The 20,280-nt window shown below is 73.9% G+C and carries 9 protein-coding genes and 1 pseudogene; 9 read left to right on the plus strand and 1 reads right to left on the minus strand.

The annotated features are described in order from the left end of the window. Positions 1 to 2 precede the first annotated feature (2 nt). From ACWCQK_RS33635 to ACWCQK_RS33650, 4 genes are all read left to right on the plus strand, one after another. On the plus strand, positions 3 to 3,905 hold the full coding sequence (locus ACWCQK_RS33635) for a non-ribosomal peptide synthetase (RefSeq protein WP_451161576.1): 3,903 nt from the start codon (positions 3 to 5) through the stop codon (positions 3,903 to 3,905). A 151-nt stretch (positions 3,906 to 4,056) separates the two neighbouring features. Then, positions 4,057 to 4,734, plus strand: coding sequence for a thioesterase II family protein (locus ACWCQK_RS33640; protein WP_451161578.1), 678 nt, complete (start codon positions 4,057 to 4,059; stop codon positions 4,732 to 4,734). Between the two features lie 120 nt (positions 4,735 to 4,854). Next, positions 4,855 to 5,868 carry an ATP-binding cassette domain-containing protein gene (locus ACWCQK_RS33645; RefSeq protein WP_451161580.1) on the plus strand — a complete coding sequence of 338 codons (1,014 nt, stop codon included), beginning with the start codon at positions 4,855 to 4,857 and terminating at the stop codon, positions 5,866 to 5,868. Then, entirely contained in the window at positions 5,865 to 6,626 is a 762-nt protein-coding gene (locus tag ACWCQK_RS33650) for an ABC transporter permease (RefSeq protein WP_451161582.1), read from the plus strand. The genes ACWCQK_RS33645 and ACWCQK_RS33650 overlap by 4 nt, the downstream gene beginning before the upstream one ends. A 423-nt stretch (positions 6,627 to 7,049) precedes the next feature. On the opposite strand, the gene ACWCQK_RS33655 is transcribed toward ACWCQK_RS33650, so the two are convergent. After that, positions 7,050 to 8,582, minus strand: coding sequence for an FAD-dependent monooxygenase (locus ACWCQK_RS33655; protein WP_451161584.1), 1,533 nt, complete (start codon positions 8,580 to 8,582; stop codon positions 7,050 to 7,052). A gap of 406 nt (positions 8,583 to 8,988) precedes the next feature. Between ACWCQK_RS33655 and ACWCQK_RS33660 the strand changes: the two genes are divergently transcribed. The 5 genes and pseudogenes from ACWCQK_RS33660 to ACWCQK_RS33680 form a co-directional block, all read left to right on the plus strand. Beyond that, the gene (locus ACWCQK_RS33660) at positions 8,989 to 9,300 is read left to right on the plus strand and encodes a phosphopantetheine-binding protein (RefSeq protein WP_451161586.1); all 312 of its coding nucleotides are present in this window, start codon (positions 8,989 to 8,991) and stop codon (positions 9,298 to 9,300) included. Continuing rightward, positions 9,297 to 10,547 carry a cytochrome P450 gene (locus ACWCQK_RS33665; RefSeq protein ID WP_451161588.1) on the plus strand — a complete coding sequence of 417 codons (1,251 nt, stop codon included), beginning with the start codon at positions 9,297 to 9,299 and terminating at the stop codon, positions 10,545 to 10,547. Before ACWCQK_RS33660 ends, ACWCQK_RS33665 begins: the two co-directional genes overlap by 4 nt. Beyond that, entirely contained in the window at positions 10,544 to 11,278 is a 735-nt protein-coding gene (locus tag ACWCQK_RS33670; RefSeq protein WP_451161590.1) for a thioesterase II family protein, read from the plus strand. Before ACWCQK_RS33665 ends, ACWCQK_RS33670 begins: the two co-directional genes overlap by 4 nt. Positions 11,279 to 11,336: 58 nt before the next feature. After that, positions 11,337 to 14,444, plus strand: coding sequence for a type I polyketide synthase (locus ACWCQK_RS33675; protein ID WP_451161592.1), 3,108 nt, complete (start codon positions 11,337 to 11,339; stop codon positions 14,442 to 14,444). Between the two features lie 84 nt (positions 14,445 to 14,528). After that, positions 14,529 to 20,279 (plus strand): annotated as a pseudogene (locus tag ACWCQK_RS33680) (SDR family NAD(P)-dependent oxidoreductase); the annotation flags it as partial. Position 20,280: the final 1 nt, after the last annotated feature.

Raw genomic sequence — 20,280 nt, forward strand, 5'->3', positions numbered from 1 at the left:
CAGTGGTTCCGCTGTCATTTGCCCAACGCCGTATGTGGCTTCTGCACCAACTGGAGCGGGGAGCGGCGACCTACAACATCTCGGCGGCGTTCCGGCTGACCGGATCCCTCGACCAGGCGGCCCTCGTCGCGGCGATCGGCGACGTCGTCGAACGCCACGAGATCCTGCGCACCACCTACACCACCGACGACACCGGCGAACCCCGCTCCCGGATCCTCGCGCCCGCGCAGGCGGCCACCCCCGTGCGGGTGAGCGAGGTGGCACCCGACGAGGTGGCGGACGCGATCGCCGAGGCCGTCGCCCACCGCTTCGACCTGGAGGCCGAACTCCCGCTGCGCGCCGTCCTGCTGCGCTGCTCCGCGCACGAACACGTGCTGGTCATGGTCATCCACCACATCGCCTCCGACGGCAGCTCCAGCGCGCCGATGATGCGCGACCTCATCACCGCCTACACCGCCCGCCAGGACGGCCGGGCACCGGCCTGGGAACCGCTGCCCGTGCAGTACAAGGAGTACGCGCAGTGGCAGCGCGAGGTGCTCGGCGACAGCACCGACCCCGACAGCCTGGCCGCGGCACAGGTCGCCTACTGGCGGGGCGAGCTGTCCGGGGTGCCGCAGCCGATCAGCCTGCCGCTGGACCGCCCCCGGCCCGCGGTCGCCGACTCCCGCGGCGACACCGTCGACCTCAGGGTGGACGCGCAGGTGGCGGCCGGCCTGCAACGGCTGGCCGAGGAGCGCGGCGCGACCATGTCGATGGTCCTGCAAGCCGCCCTCGCGGTGCTGCTGCACAAGCTCGGCGCCGGCGACGACGTGAGCATCGGCAGCCCGATCGCCGGCCGCACCGACGAGGCACTGGCCGACCTGATCGGCTTCTTCGTCAACACCCAGGTGCTGCGCGCCGACCTGGCCGGCAACCCCGCCTTCACCGACCTGCTCGCCCAGGTACGCGACAAGGCACTGACCGCCTACGAACACCAGGACGTCCCCTTCGACCTGCTCGTCGAGGCCATCAACCCGGAGCGCTCCGCCGCCTACCAGCCGCTGTTCCAGGTGATGTTCGCCTGGCAGAGCTACCAGAAACCCGACCTCGACATCCCCGGCCTGAAGGTCAGGTTCGAGCAGGCCATCCCCTCGACCGCCATGGTCGACCTGTTCTTCAGCCTCACCGTCGACGCCACCGGCGCCCTGCACGGCGACCTCCAGTACGCCACCCAGCTCTTCGACCGCGCCTCGGCCGAAGAGATCGCGGCCCGCCTCGTGCGGGTGCTGCGCCAGCTGGCCGACCGCCCCGACCTGCGCGTCGGCGACGTCGACGTGCTCGGCGAGGCCGAACGCCGGCGCCTGGTGCACGAGGTCAACGACACCCGCAACGACATCCCCGACACCACCCTCGTCGAGCTGTTCGAACGCCAGGCGGCCCGGCGCGCCGACACCGTCGCCGTCGTCTGCGACACCACCACCCTCACCTACGGCGAGCTCAACGCCCGCGCCAACCGCCTCGCCCGCCATCTCGTGGAACGGGGCGTGGGCCCGGAGTCCCTGGTCGGCGTCTGCCTGGAACGCTCCGCCGACCTGGTCGTCGCCCTGCTCGCGGTGCTCAAGGCCGGCGGCGCCTACCTGCCCATCGACCCCGACTCCCCGGCCGACCGCATCGCCTACATGGTCCAGGACGCCCACCCGGTCCTGCTGCTGACCACCAGCACCACCGACGCCGTCCACGACCTGCCCCCGCAGCTGCCCCTGCTCCACCTCGACGAGGCGCGGGACCTCACCGGGCACAGCACCGGCGACCTCACCGACGCCGAACGCCGCACCCCGCTGCGCCCCCTGCACCCGGCGTACGTGATCTACACGTCCGGCTCGACCGGCCGCCCCAAGGGCGTGCTGATCCCGCACCGCAACGTCGTCGGCCTGTTCAGCGGCACCCAGGACGGCTTCGGCTTCGGCCCCGACGACGTGTGGACCCTCTTCCACTCCTACGCCTTCGACTTCTCGGTGTGGGAACTGTGGGGACCGCTGCTGTACGGCGGGCGCCTGGTCGTGGTCCCCTACGACGTCTCCCGCTCCCCGGCCGACTTCCTGCGGCTGCTGGCCCGCGAGCACGTCACCGTCCTCAACCAGACGCCGTCGGCGTTCTACCAGCTGATCCAGGCCGACGCCCAGGACCCCGGCCAGGACCTGGCGCTGCGCTACGTGGTGTTCGGCGGCGAGGCCCTCGACCTGGGCCGCCTCGCCGACTGGTACGAACGCCACGCCGACGACGCGCCGGTGCTGGTGAACATGTACGGCATCACCGAGACCACCGTGCACGTCACCCGCGTCGACCTCGACGCGCACTTCGCGGCCCGCCACCGGGCCAGCGTGATCGGCCCGGCCATCGCGGGCCTGCGCGCCTACGTCCTGGACGGCGCCCTCACCCCGGCCCCGGCCGGCGTCACCGGAGAGCTGTACGTGGCCGGCTACGGCCTGGCCCGCGGATACCACGGCCGGCCCGGCCTGAGCGCGGGCCGCTTCGTGGCCTGCCCCCTCGGCGAGCCGGGGGAGCGGATGTACCGCACCGGCGACCTGGTGCGCTGGAGCGCCGCCGGACAGCTGGAGTACGTGGGCCGCTCCGACACCCAGGTCAAGATCCGCGGCTTCCGGATCGAACTGGGCGAGATCGAGCACGTGCTGGCCGCGCACCCGGACGTGGCCGAGGCGGCGGTCGTGGTGCGCGAGGGCCAGGAGGACGACAAGCGCCTGGCGGCCTACGTGGTGCCCGAGCCCGGCGCCCCGGCCGACGCCGCCTTCACCGAGCTGACCGCGTACCTGCGCGAGCGCCTGCCGGCCTACATGGTGCCCGCCACGGTGATCGCGCTCGACGCGATCCCGCTGACCTCGAACGGCAAGCTCGACCGGCGGGCGCTGCCCGATCCGGACACCGCCGCCGCCGCGGCGGCCGGCCGCGAGCCGCGCAACGCCTACGAGCACCAGCTGTGCGCCCTGTTCGCCGAACTGCTCGGCCTGGAACGGGTCGGCGTCGACGACGGCTTCTTCGCGCTCGGCGGCCACTCGCTGCTGGCCACCCGGCTCAGCGTCCGCATCCGCGACCGGTTCGACATCGACATGCCCATCAGGACGATCATCAAGTACCCGACGGTGGCCGAGCTGGCCGCGCTGATGCTCGCCGGCGGCGTCCCCGACGACGACGCCGACTCCTTCGCCGTCGTGCTGCCCCTCAACAGCGACCCCGGCACCGGCAAGTCGCCGGTGTGGTTCTTCCACGGCGGCGGCGGCCTGGGCTGGGCGTACTACAGCTTCGCCGTGCACCTGCAGGACCGGCCCGCCTACGCCCTGCAGTCCCGCGGCTCCGACGGCGTGGACACCCCGGCCGCCTCCGTCCAGGAGATGATCGACGACTACGTCACCCAGATGCTGAAGATCCAGCCGCACGGCCCCTTCAACCTGGTCGGCTGGTCCTACGGCGGCACGGTCGTGCAGGCCGTCGCACACGCCCTCGCCCTGCGCGGCCACGAGGTCGCCCTGGTCGCCGTCCTGGACGCCCAGCCGGGAGGCCACGGCTTCACCGAGGTCCACGCCGGCAAGGAGTCCTCCGACTACCGGGCCGAACTCGAGGACGACTTCAGCCAGTACATCCGCACCGGCAACCGGCAGGGCTTCCTGGACACCATGGCGAAGGTCATGGCCAACAACACGGCCCTCATGATGGATTTCGCCTCGCCCGCCTACCGCGGCGACGTGCTCTATTTCGACGCCACCCTCGAGGACACGTCGTACGCCCACCTGTGGCGGCCCTACGTCACGGGCTCCCTCGAGGTGCACGGCGTGCACGCCACCCACCACGAGATGCACATGCCCGCACCCGTGGCCGAATTCTTCGAGGTCGTCCACCCCAGGCTGGCCTGACGGCGCGACACCGCCCGCTCACAACCGCTTCGGCACACGACAGACGACGAACGACGAACGACACACGACGACGACTGGATGATGGGGGTTGATCGGGGTGACAGAACCCGGCGGGTCCGCGCGGGGCGGGGACCGGACAACACTGCTGTGCGTGCCGTTCGCGGGAGCGGGACCGTCGTTCTTCCACCCGTGGCGGGAACTGTCCGCCGGCCGGTGGCGGGTGACCTCGGTCGAACTGCCCGGCAGGGAACGGCGGATCCTTCAGACGCCGTACCGCAACGTCGTCGAGGCCGCCAAGAACTCCCTCGACGACATCGTCGCCGACCTCGGCGAGGGCACGCGGACCGTGCTGTTCGGGCACAGCCTGGGCGCGGTCCTCGCCTACGAACTGGCGCACCTGCTCGGCGGGCGCGGCGTGCCCGTCGAGCGGCTGGTCGTCAGCGGCTCGCCCGGACCGTGGACCCAGCGCGAGCGGCGCGCGACCGGACTGCCCGACGAGGAGTTCCTCGCCCGGGTCGAGGAGTTCGCGGGCTTTCGGCACGAGGCCCTCGACCACCCGGAGATGCGTGAACTGATCCTGCCCGTGCTGCAGGCCGACTGCGAGATGCACGAGAACTACGTCCCGAGCACCGACGAACCGCTGCCGGTGCCGATCTGCTCGCTGCGCGGCGCGTCCGACGGCCTGGTCACCGCCGAGGAGGCCCGGCAGTGGCAGGCGGCCACCACGGCCGGATTCACCTACCGGGAGTTCCCCGGCGACCACATGTACCTGGTCGACCTCGGCCGGGAGGTGCTGGACGTGATCGAGACGCAGTCCGCCGGCCGCTGACGGCCCGGCGGCAACGGCGCCGTCCCCGGCCCGGGGGCGGCGCGAGCGGCCCACCGCAACAAATGACAGGTTCGTGACAGGCCTCAGGTGCGTGACAGGCCCGGAGAGGAAAGTGGAGGCATGAGGAGTTCAGCGATCGCAGTGGCAGGGCTGCGCAAGGCATACGGCGACAAGATCGTGCTCGACGGCATCGACTTCGAGGTCGCCGCGGGATCGATCTTCTCCCTGCTCGGCCCGAACGGGGCGGGCAAGACGACCACGGTGAACATCCTGACGACCCTGATGAAAGCCGACGCCGGCACGGTCCGCGTCGCCGGGCACGACGTGACGGGCGAGACCCGGCAGGTCCGCGCGGCGATCGGCGTGACCGGCCAGTTCGCCGCGGTGGACGAACTGCTCTCGGGCCGCGAGAACCTCCAGCTGATGGCGGACCTCAAGCGGGTGCGCCCCGGCGACCAGGTCGTCACCCGGCTGCTGGAGCGCTTCGACCTGGTGGAGTCGGCCGACAAACTGGCCGCCACCTACTCCGGCGGCATGCGCCGCAAGCTCGACCTGGCGATGACGCTGGTCGGCGACCCGCGGATCATCTTCCTGGACGAGCCCACGACCGGCCTCGACCCGCGCAGCAGGCGCACCATGTGGGGCATCGTGCGCGAACTGGTCGCCGAGGGCACCACCATCTTCCTGACCACCCAGTACCTCGAGGAGGCCGACCAGCTCGCCGACCGCATCGCGGTCCTCGACCAGGGCCGCCTGGTCGCCCAGGGCACCCCCGAGGAACTCAAGCGCCAGATCCCCGGCACCCACGTCCGGCTGCGCTTCACCGACCTGCACGAACTCGACGCGGCGGCACGGGTCCTGGCCGGCTCCACCCGCGACGACGAGGAACTGACCCTGCGGGTGCCCAGCGACGGCGAGTCGAAGTCGCTGCTGGACCTGCTCAGCCGGCTCGCCGGACACGGCATCGACGCCCAGGAGTTCTCGGTGCACCGCCCCGACCTCGACGACGTCTTCCTCGCCCTGACCGGCACCACCGGCACCGACCGCACCGGCACCGACCGCACCGGCACCGACGGCACCGGCACCGACCGCACCAGCATCGACCACACGAGCAAGGAGGCGATCGCACAGTGAGCACTGTCTCCACGCCGCTGGCCGATTCGGCGATCATGCTGCGCCGCAACCTCAAGCACAACGTGCGCAACCCCGTCACGATGTTCAACGCGGTCCTGTTCCCCATCGTGATCATGCTGATGTTCGTCAAGGTGTTCGGCGGCGCGTTCAGCGTCGGCGACGCCTACATCGACTACGTCACGCCGGGCCTGCTCGTGATGGCCGTCAGCTACGGGCTGGGCGCCACCGCCACGGCCGTCAACTCCGACATGACCAAGGGCGTCATCAACCGGTTCAAGGTCATGGACGTCTCCCGCGGCGCCATGCTGACCGGGCACGTTGTCATCACCGCGGTGCGCTCCCTGGCGGGCTGCGCGGCCATCGTCGCGGTCGCCTTCGCGCTGGGCTTCGACCCGGCCGCGAGCGCCCTCGACTGGCTCGGTGTGATCGGTGTCGTCCTGCTGCTCGGCTTCGCGGCCGGCTGGCTCACCGTCGCCATGGGCCTGGCCGCCAAGACCGCCGAGTCGGCGGGCATGTCCGCCGTGCCGCTGATCATGCTGCCGTTCCTCAGCAGCGCGTTCGTGCCCGCGGACTCGATGGGCGCCGGAGTGCGGCAGTTCGCCGAGTACCAGCCCTTCACCCCGATCATCGAGACGCTGCGCGGACTGCTGGCGGGCGACCCGTCCAGCGGCGACGCGATCGCGGCCGTCGCCTGGTGCCTCGGAATCGCCCTGCTCGGCTACGTATGGGCCGTCTCCACCTTCAAGAAACGCGCCTGAACCCGGGCCGGCCAAGGCCGGCCCGGCCCCCCTTTTCGAGCCGCCTCGGCGAACCCCACGTCGCCGAGGCGGCTTTCGCGCGCCCCCGCGCCCGCCCGGGCCACGGCAACCCGCGCGAGGAGAGGGCGATGCGGTGCCCTCCCGTACGGCAGACAGGCCGCTGAGGCCCTCCCGTACGGCGGCCCGGTGAGGTGCGTCTCGCACGGCGGCCGGGGACCCCGCCCGGCGGGCGGTGCACCCGCCCGGCCCCCGGCCCGCCGGGCGGGCCCGGTCCGCCCGGCGGTGTGGGCATCCGTGTCCAGAGCCTGCCCGCGACGACGACGGCGGCTGTCACGGCCTTCATCGGGCCGTGGCAGCCGCCGTCAGGCGAGCCCGCGGGGTCCGGCCCGCCGTGGCGCGGGCCGGGTCGTCGCGGGCGGGGTCTCAGCTCCGCCGGGCCGGCCCGCACCAGGTGGTGAGGGCGGTGCGCAGCGCGGGCAGGTCGGGCGCGGTGTCGGCGGCCGCCGCCCAGGCGACATGGCCGTCGGGGCGGATGAGGAGCGCGGTGGGGGCGGGGATCTCGCCGACGGCCGGGACGGGCCAGTGCTCGTCCTCGCTGCGCGCCTCGACGAGGTCGACGCGCTGCGACCAGTTCGCGGCGGTGGCCGCGACCTCGGCGCTGCCGAGCAGGTCGAGCAGGACGGGGCGACCGGCGTGCAGCAGCGCGTGGACGCGGGTGGCGCCGTCGGGCGTCTTGAGGTCGGCGTCGGGGACCCGGCGGCCGGTCAGCAGATGGCCGCCGCCGAGCGGGTAGCGGATGTCCAGCGCCGTGAGCAGGTGGCGCAGATACCGGTTGACGTCGTCGAACACCATGAGCGAGCCGAACACCTCGCGCAGCGCGTCCGTCTGCGCGCCGGGGCGGGCCAGCGCCGACTGCGCCCGCGTGTTGTGCAGGACGCGCTCGGCGACGGGATGGCGCTCGGCGTGGTAGCTGTCCAGCAGGCTCTGCGGGGCGTGACCGCGCACCACCGAGGCGAGCTTCCAGCCGAGGTTGACCGCGTCCTGCACGCCCATGTTCAGCCCCTGCCCGCCGGCCGGGAAGTGGATGTGCGCCGCGTCGCCCGCGAGCAGCACCCGGCCCTGCCGGTAGCGGTCGGCCTGCCGGGCGGCGTCGTTGAACCGCGAGACCCACCGCGGGCTGTGCATGCCGTAGTCCGTGCCCGCGAGCCTGACCAGCGACTCCCGCAGCTGCTCGAACGTCGGCGGCTCGTCGCGGTCCGCGACGCGGTCGTACTCGGAGGTGATCACCCGGTACCAGCCCGGCTCGAAGGCGATCGCCGAGAAGTCACCGCCCGCGCAGCGCCGTACCCAGATGTAGTCCTCGGGCAGGCCGGGCAGTTCGACGTCGCCGATCAGGGCGGTCATCGTCGCCTCGGTGCCGGGGAAGCCGATGCCCGCCAGCTTGCGCACCGTGCTGCGCCCGCCGTCGCAGCCCACCAGGTAGCCCGCGCGCAGCGTCGCGGGCTCCGCCCGGTCCGTGCGCACCTCGACCGTCACGCCGGCCGCGTCCTGGCGCACCCCGCTCACCTGCGAGGACCTGCGCACCCGCACGCCGAGCTCGGCGGCCCGCTCCTCCAGCAGCCGCTCGATGGCGGACTGAAGGATCATCAGCGGGTAGGGGTGGCGGGACTCGAACTCGTCGAAGTCGACGTAGAGGCCGGAGAAGTGGCCCACCGGCTGCAGTTCGCCGGCCTCCAGGAAGCGCTCCAGGATGCCGCGCTGGTCCAGCACCTCCAGGGTCCGCGAGTGCATCCCGCCGGCCCGTGACTCGCCCGTGCGCTCGTCGAGCCGTTCGAGCACCACCACGTCGACGCCCGCCAGCCGCAGCTCGCAGGCGAGCATCAGCCCCGTCGGCCCGGCGCCCGCGATCACCACGTCCGCGTCGTCGCCCGTGTGTTCCACGTCGTTTTCCTTCATGTCCTCGCGTCTCCCACGTCGTCACATCGCCGCCGCGTGCGCGCTCACGCGGCGCGGATCAGCCGGTCAACAGACGCCGGCGCCGCCACCAGGGGCGCGCCCGGGCGCGCTCGCCCTGTCCCGCCGGCGGGACGGTCCCACGGACAGCGGACGTTCCGGGGGCGTCAGCATGCAGGCCGGCGGGCCCCCTCTCAACCCCACCGGCTGGCGCGCACCGCGGGCCGGCGACACGGTGTGTCCGGCGCCGCGTTCACAGGACACTCGATCCGGCCATTCACAGAATTTGTCTCGCCGGCGGGACAGCGCACCGGGCCCCGGTGGGCCGTGATGGCGGTGACGGCCCCGGCAAGGGGCCGCAACGACGCGAGCAGGCACTCCCGGTCGGCGGAGGAAGGAAAGACTGGCAATGGAATCGTCGCCGCAGGTCCACCAGCGAGGTGGACACACACAGGCAGCATCACCGCGAGCGGTGCCCCCGGGCGCGCCGGCGGCACTGGTGCGCGACATCGCCCGGTTGTGGGGGGAACACCTCAACTGCCCCGAGGTCGGGGCGGATGACGACTTCTTCGCGCTCGGCGGCAACTCGCTGACCGGCATAAAGATCATCGACCGGGTGTCGCAGGAGTACGGCGTCACCCTGTCCGTGCGCGACTTCTACCTGGCGCAGACCCCCGCCCGGGTCGCCGAACTGGTCGAGCAGGCGAGGACCGGGACGTGAGGCTGACGCCCGGCGCCGCGAGCGACGTCGACCTCGAGGGCCTCAACCTGTTCGACCTGGACCTCTACACCTCCGGTGATCCGCACCCGATCTGGGACGTGATGCGGGCGAAGGCGCCCCTGCACCACCAAGTCCTGCCCGACGGCCGCGAGTTCTGGTCGGTGACCCGTTACGAGGACGTCTGCCGCGTGCTCGGCGACCACCGCGAGTTCACCTCGGAGCGCGGCACGGTCGTCACCCACCTCGGCCAGGACGACGTCGCGGCGGGCAAGCTGCTGACGTCCACCGACCCGCCCCGGCACACCCAGGTCCGCCGGGCGATCGGCGCCCAGCTCACCGCGCGGGCGGTGGCGGCGTGGGAGGAGCGGACCCGGCAGGCGATCGTGCGCTTCCTCGAACCGGCCCTCGACGGCGCGCCCTTCGACCTGGCCGAGCAGGCGCTGCGCCTGCCGGCGGTCATCACGGGCCCGCTGCTGGGGATCCCCGAGCGGGACTGGGACGAACTCGTCCAGCTGACCGCGATGGTGACGGCCCCCTCGGACCCGCACTTCCAGCAGGGCAGCGAAGCCGCGACGCTGGCCATCTCCCACCACGAACTCGTCACCTACGTCACCGAGTGGGTCAAACGGCGCCGGGCGTCGGGGGGCGAGGACGGAAGCCTGCTCGACCACCTCATGAGCGTGCGCGTCGGAGACGCGCCGCTGAGCGACGAGGAGATCGCCCTCGACGGCTACAGCATCCTGCTGGGCGCCAACGTCACCACACCGCACACCGTCTCGGGCACGGTGCACGCCCTCATCGAGCGGCCCGAGCAGTTCGAGAAGGCCCAGGCCGACCCGACCCTGATCCCGAACCTCGTCGAGGAAGGGCTGCGCTGGACCTCCGCCGCCTGCAACTTCATGCGCTACGCGGTCGACGACGTCCACATCGGCGGCGGCACCGTCCCGGCCCGCGGCGCGGTCGTCGCCTGGATCGGCTCCGCCAACCGCGACGCCGCCCAGTTCCCCGACCCGCACACCTTCGACATCACCCGCGCGGGCGCCAAGCGCCAGGTCGCGTTCGGGTTCGGGCCGCACTTCTGCATCGGCGGACCGCTGGCCCGGATGACCCTGCGCGTCTTCTTCGAGGAACTGCTCCAGCGCACCGCCTCGATCGACCTCGCCGGCGAACCGCAGCACCTGCGCTCCTACTTCATCGCCGGCATGACCCATCTGCCCATCGTCGCCCAGAAACGGCGGACGCCATGACCTCGGGCCCCACCCTCACCGCGTCGCCGTGGTTCGTGCGGCAGCCCTCCGATCACCCCGCCCGGATGTTCTGCTTCCCCTTCTCCGGCTCCGGCGCCTCGGCCTTCAGCGCCTGGCCGGCCGCGCTCGGCGACATCGAGATCTGCCCGGTGCAGTTCCCCGGCCGCGAGAACCGCCTCGCCCACCCCCACTACGGCACCTACGAGAACCTTGCCGCCGGCCTCGCCGAACCCCTGGCGCCGCTGCTGGACCGGCCGTTCGCGTTCTTCGGGCACTGCGCGGGCGCACTGCCCGCCTACGAGAGCGTGCTGCGCCTCGACGCACTCGGCCTGCCCGCTCCCGCCTGCCTCTTCGTGTCCGGCCAGCCGGCACCGCACGACGCCTCCCGCGACCGGATGCTCACCATGAGCCGGCCCGAACTGCGCGCCGAGGTCGAGTCGTTCGTCCGCAGCCGGGGGATCGAGCCGCGCCCGGACATGGTCGACCTGGGCCTGACCGTGCTGCTGCGCGACCACGCCGCCGCGGGCGCCTACCGGCGGACCGAGCCGCTCGCGGTGCGGTGCCCCATCGTCGTCCTGCACTGGCGCGACGACCCCGACGTCAGCCTCGACGAACTGCAGGGGTGGCGCCGGTACGCGGACTCGGTCGAGTTCCGGGTCCTCGACGGCGGTCACTACGACTTCATGGACGCGCCGGACGAACTGCGCACGGTGCTGGCCGGCTGGCGGTGACACCGGCCCGGAGCAGACCGCAAGAGCCGAACGCCGAGGCAACCGGAAGGACTTCGTAATGAGTGGCGCAGCCACCGGTATCGCCGTCATCGGGATGTCGTGCCGTTTCCCCGGTGTGCACGGCCTGGGCGAGTTCTGGCGCCTGCTGCACGAGGGGCGCTCGACCGTGGCCACGTTCCCCGCGCAGCGGGCGGCCGACGCACACCACCTGTCCCACCCGGACGCCGCCACCCTGGACGCGGGGTCGTTCTTCGACCGCGTCGACGGCTTCGACGCGGAGTTCTTCGCCACCGGCGCCGCGGAGGCGGCCGCCATGGACCCCGTGCAGCGGCTGGGCCTGGAACTGGCCTGGGAGGCCGTCGAGGACGCCCGCGTCCCGGCGTCCGCGCTCGCGGGCCGCGAGATCGACGTCGTGGTCGGCGCCGCGCCCTCCGGCTACGAACTGCTGCGCAAGCTGTCCGGCAGCGACCAGGACGACCACTACACGGCGCTCGGCTCCAGCGGCGCGCTCATCGCGAACCGCATCTCCAGCCTGTTCGACGTGCGCGGCATGAGTTTTTGCGCGGACTCGGGCCAGTCCTCCTCCCTCGTGTCGCTGGCGCTGGCCTGCGAGCGCATCGCCGCCGGCGCCATCGACATGGCGCTCGCCGGCGGCGTGCACCTCATCGTCGATCCCGAAGCGGGAGCCGGCCTGGCGAACCTGGGCGCCCTCTCGCCCGACGGCCGCTGCTTCACCTTCGACGAACGGGCCAGCGGCTTCGCCCGCGGCGAGGGCGGCGCGTTCGTCCTGCTCAAACGCCTCGACCTGGCCCTCGCCGACGGCGACCACATCTACGCGGTGGTACGCGGCTGGGGCGTGGGCAGCGGCGGAGCCACCACCCGGATGCCGGACCCCAGCCCCGGCGGGCAGGCGGCGGCCGTGCACAGCGCGCTGCGCCGCGCGGCCCTCGCCTTCGACGAGGTCGACTACGTCGAGGCCCACGGCACCGGCACCCGCCTGGGCGACCCGGCCGAGATCGCCGGGCTGCGCGAGGTGCTGCGCGAGAGCGGCCGCAGCCGCCCCCTGGTGATCGGCTCGGTGAAGACGAACGTCGGGCACCTGGAGCCGGCCGCGGGCATCACCGGCTTCGTCAAGGCGGCGCTGTGCGTGGAGCGCGCCGAACTGGTGCCGAGCCTGAACTTCCGCACGCCCAACCCCGCCATCGCCGACTTCCGGCGCGACTTCGAGGTCCCGCACACCGCGCGGCCCTGGCCCGGCGCACCGGAGCGGCCCCGGCGGGCGGGCGTGTCGGCGTTCGGCATGGGCGGCACCCACGCGCACGTGATCCTCGAACAGGCCCCCGCCGGACAGCGGACCCCACCGGGGCCCGCCGGCGAGGACACGGCCCGCGCCGGCGGCCCCGGGGTGCTGCCCTGGCTGCTGTCGGCGCGCACCGAGGCGGCCCTGCGCGAACAGGCCGCCCGGCTGCGGGATCTCGTGGCCGCGGACACCGCGCTGTCGGCGGCCGACGTCGGGCACTCGCTGGTGTCCACGCGCACACAGTTCGCGCACCGGGCGGTGGTCCTGGGCGCCGACCGCGAGGAGGCGCTGGCCGGCCTCGGCCTGCTCGCGGCGGGCGGCGACCCGGCGAGCGTGGTGCGCGGAGCGGCCGCCGCGCCGGCCGGCCCCGTCGTCTTCGTCTTCCCCGGCCAGGGATCGCAGTGGCCGGGCATGGGCCGGCAGCTGTACGCGCGCTCGGAGGTCTTCGCCCGCTCCATCGACGCGTGCGCGCGGGCCCTGGCACCGTGGGTGGACTGGTCGCTGGCGGACGTGGTGAGCGGCGCGGAGTCGGCCGCGTCCCTGGAGCGGGTGGACGTCGTACAGCCCGCGCTGTTCGCGATGATGGTGTCGCTGGCACAGGTGTGGCGCTCGCTGGGCGTGGTCCCCGAGGCCGTGGTGGGACACTCGCAGGGCGAGATCGCCGCGGCCCACGTGTCGGGCGCGCTCTGTCTGGAGGACGCGGCCCGGATCGTCGCCCTGCGCAGCCGGGCGCTGACCGGCCTGGCCGGCCTGGGCGGGATGAGCGCGGTCGCCGCGCCCGGCGCCTGGGTCCGCGACCGGCTCCAGCGGTGGCCGGGGCGGCTCTCGCTCGCCGCGGTCAACGGCCCGGCATCGGTGGTGATCTCCGGGGACGACGAGGCGCTGGAGGAGTTCGCCGCGGCGGCCGCCGCGGACGGCGTGCGGGTACGGCGGGTCAACGTGGACTACGCCTCCCACTCCCACCATGTCGAACGCATCCGGGAACGGCTGCTCGCGGACACCGCGGCCCTCTCGCCGCGCGAGTCGGCGGTGACGTTCCACTCCACGGTCACCGGCGCACCGCTCGACACCCGTGCCCTGGACGGCTCGTACTGGTACGACAACCTGCGCTCGATGGTGCGCTTCGGCGATGTCGTCGACGGCCTGATGCGCGAGCGCGGCGGCGTGTTCGTGGAAGTCAGCCCGCACCCCGTGCTCCAGGTCGCGATGGAGGAGGCCGCCGACGCGAGGCCCGCCCCGCCCCTGGTGGTGAGCACCCTGCACCGCCACGACGGGAGCGAGGCCAGGGTCCTGGCCTCGCTGGCCGAACTGCACGTGCGGGGCGTGCCGGTGACCTGGGAGGCGGCCTTCGCCGGCCACCGCCCGCGCCGGATCGCCCTGCCGACCTACGCCTTCCAGCGGCAGCCGTACTGGCTGAGCGCCCCCGACGACACCGACACCACCGCCGACGCCGTCACGGTCCCCGGCGCGGTGCCGGGCGCGGGCGCGGGTGCGGCGGAGCTGACCTCGCCGTCGTCGGTCCTGACGCTCGTGTGCGCCGAGACGGCGGCGCTGCTGCGCGCCAAGGACCCGGAGCTGACGGCCGCCGCTGTCGCGGCACGGTCGGCCGAGACCTTCAAGGACCTGGGGTTCGACTCCTCGACGGCGGTGCGCCTGCGCAACCGGCTCACCACCGCGGCCGGCGTGCGGCTCTCGGCCACCGTCGCGTTCACCTACCCCACGCCGCAGACGCTCGCCGGCCACCTCTTCTCCCTGCTGCGGCCGCAGACACCGCCCGCGGCGCCGGCACCGGCGGCGCGGGAGAGCGAGGTGGAGAACCGCAGTGACGACGATCTCTACGCACTGATCGACCGCGGATACGTGTAGCAACACCGTTCGTCCAAGCAATCGTTGGGGGAGGCCCTGGTGGAGGATGTCGACAAGCTCCGCTCCTACTTGCGACGCGCCGTCGGCGATGCGCAGGAGCTGCGGGAGCGGGTGCGCGAGCTGGAGGAGTCCGCTCGCGAACCCATCGCGGTCGTAGGAGTGGGGTGCCGCTTCCCGGGCGGGGTGACGTCCCCCGAAGGGCTGTGGGACGTCGTGTCCGGGGGCGTGGACGCGATGGGCGACTTCCCGCGCGACCGCGGGTGGGACGTCGAGGCGCTGTACGACCCGGATCCCGAGGCGCACGGCAGGACGTACACACGCTCGGGCGGATTCCTGCCCGGCCTCGCGGAGTTCGACGCGCCGTTCTTCGGGATCAGCCCGCGCGAGGCGCTGGCGATGGACCCGCAGCAGCGGCTGATGCTGGAGACGTCGTGGGAAGCGCTGGAGCGGGCGGGCATCGACCCGGCCGGGCTGCGCGGATCGGCGACGGGCGTGTTCACCGGGCTCTACGCCGTCGACTACGGCCCGCGGATGGGCGGCGGCGCGGCCGGCGACGTGGAGGGATTCGCGATCGCGGGCACCTACACCAGCGTGGCCTCGGGCCGGGTGGCGTACGTGCTGGGCCTGCACGGGCCGGCCGTGTCGACCGACACCGCGTGCTCGTCGTCGCTGGTCGCCGTCCACCAGGCCGTGCGGTCCCTGCGGTCGGGGGAGTGCACGCTGGCGCTGGCCGGCGGGGTGTCGGCGCTGCCGACGCCGGGGATGTTCGTGGAACTCGCCCGCCAGCGGGGCCTGTCGGCGGACGGCCGGTGCAAGGCGTTCGCCGACGCGGCCGACGGCACCGGTTTCTCCGAGGGCGCGGGCGTGCTGGTCCTGCAGCGGCTCTCGCACGCGCGGCGGGACGGGCGCCGGATCTGGGCGGTGATCCGCGGCTCGGCGATCAACCAGGACGGCGCCTCCAACGGGCTGACCGCGCCCAGCGAACTGGCGCAGCAGCGGGTCATCCGGGCGGCCCTGGCCGATGCCGGGCTGTCGGCCGGCGAGGTCGACGCGGTCGAGGCGCACGGCACCGGTACGACGCTGGGCGACCCCATGGAGGCGCAGGCGCTGCTGGCCACCTACGGGCAGGACCGCGACCCCGGCAGCCCGTTGTGGCTGGGTTCGCTGAAGTCGAACATCGGCCACACCCAGGCGGCCGCCGGCGCGGGCGGCATGATCAAGATGATCATGGCGATGCGGCACGGTGTGCTGCCCCGGACGCTGCACGTGGACCGCCCCTCCACGCACGTGGACTGGTCGGCCGGGGCGGTCGAGCTGCTGACCGAGGCCAGGCCGTGGACCGGCGCGCCGGGACGGCCCCGGCGGGCCGGGGTGTCGTCCTTCGGCATCAGCGGCACCAACGCGCACCTCATCCTCGAACAGGCCCCCGAGACAGCTGAGCCCGTCTCCGGGACCGGCGAACTTGCCTCCGAGGCACGCGAGTCCGCCCCTGTGACCGGTGAACTTGCCCCCGGGACTGGTGAGTCCGCCCCCGGGACCGCTGAAATAGCCCCCGAGGCAGGTGAGTCCGCGCCCGAGGGTGCTCAGCCGGCATCCGTCGTGCGGGCGCCGGCCGTCGCGGGCGAAGGGGAGCGGGCCCCGGCCGGTGCGGCCGAGGACCTCGCCGGCCGGGTGTCGGCCGGCGGCGGCCCGGTGCCGTGGGTGCTGTCGGCGCGGTCCGCGCAGGCACTGCGCGCGCAGGCGCTGCGGCTGCACGAGAGCGTGAGCGCGGACGCGGACCTGCCGGCCGCCGGCGTGGGCCACGCACTGCTGAGGACGCGGTCGCTGTTCGAGCACCGCCAGGTGGTGATCGGCGCCGGCCGCGACGACCTGCTCGCCTCCCTGGCCGCCGTCGCCCGGGCCGAGGACGACGCTCCTGGCGCCGTGGTGTCCGGCGTCGCGCGCCCGACGGACCGCACGGTGTTCGTCTTTCCCGGCCAGGGCGGCCAGTGGGCCCAGATGGGGCGCGAACTGTGGGAGACCTGCCCGGTCTTCGCCGAGGAACTGCGCGCGTGCGCGCGGGCGCTGGAGCCGTGGGTGTCCTGGTCGCTGATCGACACCGTGTGCGGCGGCCCGGACGCCGCCGACCTGGAGGACATCGACGTCGTCCAGCCGGTGCTGTTCGCGGTGATGGTGTCGCTGGCCCGGGTGTGGCAGGCGCTGGGAGTGACACCGCACGCGGTGATCGGCCACTCCCAGGGCGAGATCGCCGCGGCCTGCGTCGCGGGCGCCCTGTCCCTGCCGGACGCGGCCAGGATCGTCGCCCTGCGCTCCCGGCTGCTGGCCACCGCCGCCGGACAGGGCAGCATGGCCGCGATCCTGCTGCCCGAAGCGCGGGTGCGTGACCTCATGCAGCCGTGGGCGGACCGGGCCGGGATCGCCGCGGTCAACGGACCCAACTCCACGACCGTCTCGGGCGAGAGCACGGCCGTCGAGGAACTCGTCGCGGCCTGCGAAGCCGCCGGCGCCCGCGCACGGCTGATCAAGTCGAGCGTGCCCGGACACTCGCGGCTGATGGACCAGTTCGAGACGCGGCTCAAGGACGGACTGGGCACCATCACCCCCGCGCCCACACCGGTGGCGATCTACTCGACGGTGACCGGCGAGGCGATCGACCCCGCACGCCTGGACACCGCCTACTGGTTCCGCAACCTGCGCGAACCGGTCCGCTTCGAAGCCGCCATGCGGCGCCTCATCGCACAGGAGCCGGGCGGCGCGGTCATCGAGGTCGGCCCGCACCCGCTGCTCGTGATGAACATCCAGGAGATGCTCGACGACACCCCCGCCGCCACCGGGTTCGTGGTGGGCTCGCTGCGCCGCGGCGAGGGCGGCCTGGCACGGCTGTACCGGTCGGCGGCCGAGGCGTTCGTGGCGGGCGCCGCGGTGTCGTGGCAGGCGGCGCTGCCGGACTGGGACGGCCGCTGGGTGGACCTGCCCACGTACGCCTTCCAGCGCCGGCGCTACTGGCTGAACACCCCCGAGGAGGGCACCACCGCGAGCACCTCGGACCACCCGCTGCTCGACGCCGTGATCGACGTGCCCGACGACGGCGGGCACGGCGCGGTGGTGGGCAGCGGGCGCCTGTCGCTGGAGCGGTATCCGTGGCTCGCCGACCATGTGGTCCACGGCGCCGTCCTGGTGCCCGCGACCGCGCTGGCGGAGCTGGCGGTGTGGGCGGCACGCAGGGCGGGCTGCGACGTCGTCGACGAACTCACCCTGGAGACCCCGCTGGTGCTGTCGCGCACCGCCGAGCGGGAGATCCGCGTCGTCATCGACGGCAAGCGGGTGATCAGCGTGTACTCGCGCGGCGCGGGCGAACCCGGCTGGACGCGCAACGCCGTCGGCACCGGCGGCCCGGACACCGGCGCACCCCCCGCGCCGGACGACCTGCGTATCTGGCCTCCCGCGGGAGCGGCCCCTGTGCCCTTCGCGGACGAGTACACCCGCCTGTCCGCGCTGGGCGTCGGCCACGGACCCCGCTCGCGCGCCCTGAAGGAGGTGTGGCGCCGCGGCGACGTCCTGTTCGCCGAGGTCGAACCGCCGGCGGACGAGCGCGCCGCGCAGGGCCGGTTCGCGGTCCACCCGGCGCTGCTGCAGGCCGCGCTGGTCCCGGTCGGCCTGGGCGACCTCGTCGACAACTCCCGCCCCGAAGGCTGGCTGCCGGACCGCTGCACGGGCCTGCGCCTGCCCGTCGCCGCGCCGGGCGCGCTGCGCGTGCGGCTGGCGCCCGCGGGCGAGGACACCCTGTCCGTGACCCTCGCCGACCGGCACGGAACACCCGTCGGCGGCATCGCGTCGCTGCGCCTGCGGCCCGCGGACACCGGGAAGCTGGCCGAGCTGAGCTTCGACCACCAGGACGCCCTGTTCCAGGTCGACTGGACGCCCCTTGCGGCCCCGCCCGGGCAGGACGGCGCCCGCCACGCCGTACTGGGAGCGCCCGACCCGCTCACCGCGGCCCTTGCGCCGGGCGCGACGCTCTTCGCCGGCCTCGACGAACTCGCCGCGTCCGGCGCGGAGATACCCCCGCTCGTCATCGCCGCCGTCGGCCGGGCCACCACGCACGGCGACGACACGCCCGCCGACGCCGAGCACACCCTGCACCAGGTGCTGCGCTGGACGCGGGACTGGCTGCGCGGCGAGCGGTTCGCCGGCTCACGCCTGGTCGTCGTGACGCGGGAGGCGGTCCACGACGAGCACGTGTCCCGCCCCGACCCCGCGGCCGCCGCGGTCTGGGGATTCCTGCGCACCGCGCAGACGGAGAACCCGGGCCGCTTCACCCTCGTCGACACCGACGGCCGGCCCGATTCGTGGGCCCGCGTCCCGGCGGCGGCCGCGACCGCGGAGCCCCAGCTCACGATCCGGGCCGGCGCCCTGGCCGTACCGCACCTGGCGCCCGCCCGCGCCGCGTCGGCCGGCCGCGCTCCCCTGGGCGGGGCGCAGGACGCTCCCGCCGCCGGATCCGGGACGGTACTGATCACGGGCGGCACCAGCGGCCTGGGAGCGATGCTCGCCCGCCACCTCGTGCGGCGGCACGGGGTGCGCCGGCTGGTGCTGAGCAGCAGGCGCGGACCCGCGGCTCCGGCGGCCGCGGCACTGCGGGCGGAACTGGAACGCGCGGGCGCCCACGCCGACATCGTGGCCTGCGATGTCACTCGCCGCGAGTCCGTCGCCGAACTGATCGCCGCGGTGCCCGGCGGGCACCCGCTGACGGCCGTGATCCACTGCGCGGCCGTCCTCGACGACGGTGTCGTCGAGGCGCTGAGCGAGGACCGCGTGGACGCGGTCCTCGCGCCGAAGACCCGCGGCGCCTGGCACCTGCACGAGCTGACCCGGCACCTGGACCTGTCCGCGTTCGTGCTGTTCTCCTCGATCGCGGGCGTCCTCGGGACGGCGGGCCAGGCCAACTACGCCGCCGCCAACGCCTTCCTCGACGCGCTCGCCCAGACCCGCCGCGCCGAAGGCCTGCCCGCCACGTCGCTGTGCTGGGGGTTCTGGGCCGAACGCAGCGAGATGGCCGCCGGCATCGGCGAGGCGGACGTCGTACGCCTGCGACGCCAGGGCGTGCTGCCGCTGTCGTCGCAGGAAGGACTCGCGCTGTTCGACACGGCGCTCACCCTCGACGCGCCGGTCGTGGTGCCCGCACGGCTGGACCTGCCGGCGCCGGGCGCGCCGGAGGCCGCCACCGCGGGGCCGCCGCTGCTGCGCGCCCTGCGCGGGACACCCGCCGGGCCCGGCAGCGCGCAGGGCGGGCAGGCGGCCGGCCCCGACCTGGCCGAGCAGGTGAGGTCGCTGGCGCCGGCCGAGGCGCAGGCCCTGCTGCTCGACGCCGTCCGGACACAGACCGCGATCGTCCTGGGCCACGCCGACACCGCCAGGATCGGTCCCGGCGCCGCCTTCAAGGAACTGGGCATCGACTCGCTCACGGCGCTGGAACTGCGCAACAAACTGGCGGCGGTGACCGGCCTGAAACTGCCCGCCACCCTCGTGTTCGACCACCCGAGCCCCAGCGCCCTGGCGCAGTTCCTGAACGCGGGCCTGGCCCCCGGCACCGGGAGCGGCCCGCCGTCCCCGGCCGCTCACCTGGCCCGGGAGATCGAAGGACTGGGCGCCCGCCTGGAAGCGGCGTTCGCCGAATGCGCCGCCGACGACCAGGCCACCCTCACCGCTCTGCTCGGCGACCTGCAGGGCCGCATCCGTTCACTGGCGAACGCCGGAGCACCGCTCGGCATCGCCGACCAGATCAGTTCCGCCTCGGCTGGAGAGCTTCTCTCGCTGCTGGACCAAGAGCTCGGCTAGG

The sequence above is a fragment of the Streptomyces sp. NPDC002306 genome (assembly GCF_053593435.1).